This is a genomic window from Nocardia abscessus NBRC 100374 (assembly GCF_000308455.1).
GTDB classification, from domain to species: Bacteria; Actinomycetota; Actinomycetes; order Mycobacteriales; family Mycobacteriaceae; genus Nocardia; species Nocardia abscessus.
This window is the reverse complement of the sequence record NZ_BAFP01000203.1, coordinates 1-470: the sequence shown is the minus strand read 5'-3', so window position 1 is coordinate 470 and position 470 is coordinate 1. Positions and strand designations below refer to the sequence as shown.

The window sequence follows — 470 nt, the reverse complement described above, 5'->3', positions numbered from 1 at the left end:
GAAAAGCCTGCGGAGTATCAGCGGCAGACAAAGCTCCTTGAACGGCTTGCATCGCCTGCATTCCTGAAGGCGTGATGAAGACGACGATGGCTATCGTCGCTCTGGGCCTGCTCGCACTCGTGGGCAGCTCCACAGCATCTCTGGACGCCCTGAACAGTGTCAAGGAATCCCAAGAGCTGGAGAACACAGGCCGCGGACTGACTTGGTGGTGGAATGGCATCTGGTACCCCGACTACAACAACGGCTGGAACGGTGGCTCCAACAACAACAACAACAACAACAACAACAACGGCGGCTGGGGTGGAAACAACAACAACAATAACAACAACAACAACGGCGGATGGGGAGCAAACAACAACAACAACAACAATAACAATGGCGGTGGTGGAAACAACAACAATAACAACAACAACAACGGCCGCAAGCTTCTGGAGGACATCTCGAACTCTAAGGGCCGTCAGCTGACCTGG

Annotated in this window: 1 protein-coding gene; it reads left to right on the top strand. The window is 53.6% G+C overall.

Features of this window, described 5'->3' with window-relative positions; genetic code table 11:
* Nucleotides 1-71 precede the first annotated feature (71 nt).
* Nucleotides 72-470, top strand: a 399-nt coding sequence (locus tag ON19_RS45215; RefSeq protein ID WP_176569440.1) for a hypothetical protein, incomplete at its 3' end; no start/stop codon positions are given.